Source organism: Escherichia sp. WS338 (genome assembly GCF_046486405.1).
GTDB classification, from domain to species: domain Bacteria; phylum Pseudomonadota; class Gammaproteobacteria; order Enterobacterales; family Enterobacteriaceae; genus Escherichia; species Escherichia coli.
In genome coordinates this window covers 1-5507 of the sequence record NZ_JBJQLL010000074.1, presented here as the reverse complement: position 1 = coordinate 5507, position 5507 = coordinate 1, and the positions used below count along the sequence as shown (strand labels likewise).

General features: G+C 49.1%; 6 protein-coding genes and 2 pseudogenes. 3 read left to right on the top strand and 5 right to left on the bottom strand.

Annotation, left to right across the window (positions count from 1 at the left end; all coding sequences use genetic code 11):
- Positions 1-109: 109 nt before the first annotated feature.
- Positions 110-811: pseudogene (locus ACJHWT_RS25040) on the top strand (site-specific integrase); the annotation flags it as partial.
- A 51-nt stretch (positions 812-862) separates the two neighbouring features.
- Complete coding sequence (ttcA, locus tag ACJHWT_RS25035) at positions 863-1798, top strand: tRNA 2-thiocytidine(32) synthetase TtcA (protein ID WP_001157407.1); 936 nt, start codon at positions 863-865, stop codon at positions 1796-1798.
- 128 nt (positions 1799-1926) lie between these two features.
- Here ttcA and dbpA read toward each other — a convergent pair whose 3' ends face one another.
- The 4 genes from dbpA to ydaN all read right to left on the bottom strand — a co-directional run bounded on the left by dbpA (position 1927) and on the right by ydaN (position 4822).
- Positions 1927-3300 (bottom strand): ATP-dependent RNA helicase DbpA, encoded by a 1374-nt coding sequence (dbpA, locus tag ACJHWT_RS25030; protein WP_001272254.1) that lies wholly within the window; start codon positions 3298-3300, stop codon positions 1927-1929.
- A 29-nt stretch (positions 3301-3329) separates the two neighbouring features.
- Positions 3330-3503, bottom strand: coding sequence for a protein YnaL (gene ynaL, locus ACJHWT_RS25025; protein WP_001296046.1), 174 nt, complete (start codon positions 3501-3503; stop codon positions 3330-3332).
- Between the two features lie 274 nt (positions 3504-3777).
- Positions 3778-4761 carry a zinc transporter ZntB gene (gene zntB, locus ACJHWT_RS25020; protein ID WP_000387388.1) on the bottom strand — a complete coding sequence of 328 codons (984 nt, stop codon included), beginning with the start codon at positions 4759-4761 and terminating at the stop codon, positions 3778-3780.
- Positions 4762-4774: 13 nt separating this feature from the next.
- On the bottom strand, positions 4775-4822 hold the full coding sequence (gene ydaN / locus ACJHWT_RS25015; protein WP_211180494.1) for a protein YnaN: 48 nt from the start codon (positions 4820-4822) through the stop codon (positions 4775-4777).
- A 193-nt stretch (positions 4823-5015) separates the two neighbouring features.
- Here ydaN and dgcM point away from each other — a divergent pair.
- Positions 5016-5399 (top strand): annotated as a pseudogene (gene dgcM, locus ACJHWT_RS25010) (diguanylate cyclase DgcM); the annotation flags it as partial.
- A gap of 13 nt (positions 5400-5412) precedes the next feature.
- On the opposite strand, the gene ACJHWT_RS25005 reads toward dgcM, so the two are convergent.
- Positions 5413-5507 (bottom strand): IS1 family transposase (locus tag ACJHWT_RS25005; RefSeq protein ID WP_000306640.1); only part of this gene is annotated, 95 nt, incomplete at its 5' end.

Below are 5507 nucleotides of genomic sequence, written 5' to 3'. Positions count from 1 at the left end.
CATACGAATCGCCCGCTGACGGACTTCGGGGGAAAAACGAGTATTTTTAGTCATCCTGTTTACCTCTTTCTCAGGGAGTTTAGTCTCCAGGATTTCCGGGGCGGTTCAGGGATTTATATCAACCAAACCATTTGAAGGAGTAAAAAAATTACAGCGAAACAGAATAAAGCCTGATCCGTTATCTAAAACAGAATTCAATGCATTAATGGAAAGTGAAAAAGGACAGATCCAGAACTTGTGGAAATTTGCCGTTTACTCAGGACTTCGTCACGGGGAACTGGCAGCTCTGGCGTGGGAGGATGTGGATCTCGAAAAGGGAATAGTGAATGTCAGAAGAAACCTGACGATACTTGATATGTTCGGTCCCCCAAAAACAAATGCCGGGATCCGAACAGTAACACTACTGCAGCCTGCTCTTGAAGCACTGAAGGAGCAATACAAACTGACCGGGCATCATCGCAAAAGCGAAATCACCTTTTATCATCGGGAGTACGGCAGAACCGAAAAGCAAAAACTGCATTTTGTTTTCATGCCCAGGGTGTGTAACGGAAAACAAAAACCTTATTACTCGGTAAGCAGTTTGGGGGCAAGGTGGAATGCAGCAGTAAAACGTGCTGGTATTCGCCGCCGTAATCCGTACCATACGCGGCATACTTTTGCCTGCTGGCTGTTGACGGCAGGAGCGAACCCGGCATTTATAGCCAGCCAAATGGGGCATGAAACTGCGCAGATGGTGTATGAAATTTACGGTATGTGGATTGATGACATGAACGACGAACAGATAGCCATGTTGAATGCGCGGTTATCGTAGTTGCAAAGTTTGCCCCCAATTTGCCCCATTTAGTACCAGAGAACTGAAATAATGCAAGAAAATCAACAAATTACAAAGAAAGAACAATACAACCTGAACAAATTACAAAAACGTCTGCGTCGTAACGTGGGCGAAGCCATTGCTGACTTCAATATGATTGAAGAAGGCGATCGCATCATGGTTTGCCTCTCCGGGGGTAAAGACAGCTATACCATGCTGGAAATTCTGCGCAATTTGCAGCAAAGCGCGCCAATCAATTTTTCGCTGGTGGCTGTTAACCTCGATCAAAAGCAACCGGGCTTCCCGGAACACGTTCTGCCCGAGTATCTTGAAAAGCTGGGCGTTGAGTACAAGATTGTGGAAGAGAACACTTACGGTATCGTGAAAGAGAAGATTCCGGAGGGCAAAACCACTTGCTCACTGTGTTCTCGTCTTCGTCGCGGTATCCTTTATCGCACCGCAACGGAACTGGGGGCGACGAAGATCGCGCTGGGTCACCATCGTGACGATATCCTGCAAACGTTGTTCTTAAATATGTTCTACGGCGGCAAGATGAAAGGTATGCCTCCGAAACTGATGAGCGATGATGGCAAACATATTGTGATTCGTCCGCTGGCCTACTGCCGCGAGAAAGATATTCAGCGCTTTGCCGATGCAAAAGCGTTCCCGATTATTCCGTGCAACCTGTGCGGTTCACAGCCTAACCTGCAACGTCAGGTGATTGCTGACATGTTGCGTGACTGGGATAAACGTTATCCAGGGCGTATCGAGACGATGTTCAGCGCGATGCAGAATGTGGTGCCGTCGCATCTGTGCGATACCAACCTGTTCGATTTCAAAGGTATTACCCACGGTTCTGAAGTGGTTAACGGGGGTGATCTGGCGTTTGATCGCGAAGAGATCCCTCTACAACCGGCGGGTTGGCAGCCTGAAGAAGATGAAAATCAGTTGGATGAGTTACGGCTGAATGTGGTTGAAGTGAAATAACCCGGATAGCGCCCGATGCGCAAGCTTACCGGGCTACTCTTATGGAGGCCGGATAAGACGCGGCCAGCGTCGCATCCGGCAATCCCGAAGAAGATGTTTACTCTTGCACCCTGCGATTCAACATTTCATTATTTTAATAACCGCACCCGGCACGTTTTTCCTTTAATCTTCCCGCCCTGTAACTGTTTCCATGCTTTATGAGCAACAGCCTGACGCACCGCGACATAGACATGCGCCGGATGCACGGCGATTTTGCCAATATCTGCGCCATCAAGCCCGATATCTCCTGTCAGCGCACCTAATACATCACCCGGGCGCATTTTGGCTTTTTTCCCGCCATCGATACATAACGTTGCCATTTCTGCTTCCAGCGGCACAATGGAACTATTAACTGGCGGCGTTTGCCAGTTAAGTTTTATCTGCAACATGTCAGAAATGATATTGGCCCGCTGTGCTTCTTCCGGGGCACAGAAACTGATCGCCAGACCGCTATTTCCTGCACGAGCTGTACGACCGATGCGATGTACATGAACTTCAGGGTCCCACGCCAGCTCAAAGTTCACCACCAGCTCAAGCGATTTTATATCCAGACCACGCGCAGCAACATCAGTCGCGACCAGTACACGGGCGCTACCGTTAGCAAAACGTACCAGGGTCTGATCGCGATCGCGTTGCTCCAGATCGCCGTGTAACGACAATGCACTTTGCCCTACTTCATTCAGCGCGTCGCAGACAGACTGGCAATCTTTTTTGGTATTGCAAAACACCACGCAAGAGGATGGCTGATGCAAGCTTAATAACCGTTGCAACAGAGGAATTTTGCCTTTGCTGGATGTCTCATAAAATTGTTGTTCAATAGGTGGCAGAGCATCTGTTGAGTCAATTTCAATCGCTAAAGGATCGCGTTGCACTCTTCCGCTGATTGCGGCGATGGCTTCCGGCCAGGTTGCCGAAAACAGAAGCGTCTGTCGAGATGCTGGCGCAAAACGGATGACATCATCAATGGCATCGCTAAATCCCATATCCAGCATGCGGTCGGCCTCATCCATCACCAGCGTATTCAACGCATCCAGTGATACCGTGCCTTTTTGCAGATGATCCAGCATACGGCCCGGCGTTGCCACGATAATATGCGGCGCATGTTGCAACGAATCACGCTGCATACCGAACGGTTGACCACCGCACAACGTCAAAATTTTGGTATTTGGCAGAAAACGCGCCAGCCGACGCAATTCACCTGCCACCTGATCCGCCAGTTCACGCGTAGGACACAGCACTAAAGCCTGGGTTTGAAATAGCGACGCATCAATTTGCTGTAACAAGCCGAGGCCAAAAGCCGCCGTTTTGCCGCTGCCGGTTTTCGCCTGCACGCGAACATCTTTTCCGGCAAGGATCGTCGGAAGCGCGGCGGCCTGCACCGGCGTCATGGTTAAATAACCCAACTCATTAAGGTTCGTGAGTTGGGCGGGAGGCAAAACATTCAGGGTAGAAAAAGCGGACACAATTTATTCTCGTGGTCATCGACGCAAAGTCAGCAGGCGCGTATCCTCGCAGATCTACGCTCACGATGCGACAATTTAATCGGTTCTTCGTCGGGTGGTGGGTCAGGCATGGGTTGCGGGCGAGGGATCGGATCGGGCACTGGAACAGGATCGCCAGGAATCGGTTCAGGGACAGGAATTTGCAAATAAATAAGTGTCGTCATATTTCCCTCCGGTCATTGGGTGGACTCTTAAAGGGTAGACGCTGACAAATAACAGGCAAAAAAAAGCCGACTCATCAAAGTCGGCGTCGTACGAATCAATTGTGCTATGCAGTAATTCAAAAAAGGAAGTAAGACAATATGGAGCGCAACGCCCATCGCTTGACGTTGCATTCACCTGCAAGAGAGATATTGCCCTGAATGGGTAGAGAGTTTATTGACTTCGCTCAAACTTTGCGGCGTTTTTGTATACAGACAGCCGGGAAAATTGCTTTTGTTACAACCATTTACTACGATGCAACCATAAAGCAACACCACCAATAAGAACAACTAACAGAATACAAAAAATTGAAAATCCGAATTGCCACCCGCCGCCTGGGATCCCACCAAGGTTGACGCCAAATAACCCGGTCAGAAAGGTACTGGGTAAAAAGACCATTGCCATCAACGACATTGTATAGGTACGACGCGCTAAATTTTCCTGCATCACCTGAGCGATTTCATCAGCCATCACGCCAGTCCGTGCTATACAGGCGTCGATTTCGTCAAGACCGCGCCCAAGGCGATCGGCAATATCCTGCATCCGACGGCGTTGGTCATCGCTCATCCACGGCAAACGTTCACTGGCAAGACGAGCATAAACATCACGTTGCGGTGCCATATAGCGACGCATCACAATTAATTGTTTGCGCAGCAGAGCCAGGAATCCACGCGGTGGAATTTGCTGATCAAGGAGATTATCTTCAAGGTCGATAATTTTATCGTGCAGCTGCTCGATAAATTCGCTGGAATGATCGGTCAACGCATCACATACATCCACCAGCCATCCCCCGCAATCGGTCGGACCCGTGCCCTCTTCCAGATCGCTTACCACATCGTCCAGCGCCAGCACTTTGCGTTGTCGGGTCGAAACAATTAACCGCCCGTCCATATATACACGCATGGCGACCAGTTGATCGGGGCGTTCATCGGTGCTGCCGTTTATACAGCGCAATGTAATCAGCGTACCTTCACCGAGACGGCTGACTCGGGGCCGTGTGCTCTCGCCCGCCAGCGCATCACGTACGTTATTGGGAAGCAGCGGTGTTGTCGCCAGCCATTGGGCGCTATCATGGTGTACATAATTAAGGTGGAGCCAGCAGGGATGCGCTTCATCAATCACATCTGTATTTTCCAGCGGTTTAACGCCGCCTCTACCATCCAGCATCCAGGCAAATACTGCATCCGGGACATTAACGTCCGATCCCTTAATCGCTTCCACAGTGCCTCCATCATCAACGCATTATTTTGTAGTCTAGCCTTCTGGCCCTGTTACGCAACATCTCATCACCCCATTACCCTGAAATGATTAATAAAATTCTGTCTAAATTGAATACAAAAAGCAAAATGCTTTTCCATATACAAACCGTGTGAAGTGTTAAATAGCGTCTATCATTATCAGAATTATCTGATCATATGACGTGGCTTTTTTGCGATCGGATAGCAACAAAAATTGATAAAAATAACGGGATCTCAATGATTACGCACAACTTCAATACCCTGGACTTACTCACCAGTCCTGTCTGGATCGTTTCGCCCTTTGAGGAACAGTTAATTTATGCCAACAGCGCGGCGCGACTGTTGATGCAAGACCTCACGTTTAGTCAGCTACGAACCGGTCCCTATTCCGTCTCCTCACAAAAAGAACTGCCGAAATACCTCTCCGATCTGCAAAACCAACACGATATTATCGAAATCCTCACCGTTCAGCGCAATGAAGAGGAAACAGCATTGAGCTGTCGGCTTGTTTTGCGAAAGCTGACAGAAGCAGAACCGGTGATTATTTTCGAAGGTATCGAAGCACCGGCAACGCTGGGTTTAAAAGCCAGTCGCTCGGCAAATTATCAGCGCAAAAAACGGTAATGACTCCAACTTATTGATAGTGTTTTATGTTCAGATAATGCCCGATGACTTTGTCATGCAGCTCCACCGATTTTGAGAACGACAGCGACTTCCGTCCCAGCCGTG

Excerpts from the sequence above, each read along its gene's own strand:
- ttcA (WP_001157407.1), top strand. The coding sequence starts at position 863 with ATGCAAGAAAATCAACAAATTACAAAGAAAGAACAATACAACCTGAAC.
- ynaL (WP_001296046.1), bottom strand. The coding sequence starts at position 3,503 with ATGACGACACTTATTTATTTGCAAATTCCTGTCCCTGAACCGATTCCT.